The organism is Neisseria sp. P0009.S007, from assembly GCF_051962515.1.
Genome location: NZ_JBQCVF010001245.1, coordinates 1 through 243 on the forward strand (window position 1 = coordinate 1; position 243 = coordinate 243).

General features: G+C 51.9%; 1 pseudogene. It reads left to right on the forward strand.

Annotation, left to right across the window (positions count from 1 at the left end):
• Positions 1 to 243 (forward strand): annotated as a pseudogene (locus tag ACTHS3_RS18475) (5-methyltetrahydropteroyltriglutamate--homocysteine S-methyltransferase); the annotation flags it as partial.

Sequence of the window (243 nt, forward strand, 5' to 3'; positions counted from 1 at the left end):
TCCTCGACCTGCAAGTCGCTACCGGCGCGATTCCCGCCCGTTTCGGCTTCGACAGCCAAAACCTGTCTTTGGAACAATTCTTCCAACTGGCGCGCGGCAACAAAGACCAATTCGCCATCGAAATGACCAAATGGTTCGACACCAACTATCACTACTTGGTGCCTGAATTCCACGCCGATACCGAATTCAAAGCGAACGCCAAACACTACGTTCAACAACTGAAAGAAGCCCAAGCTTTGGGTC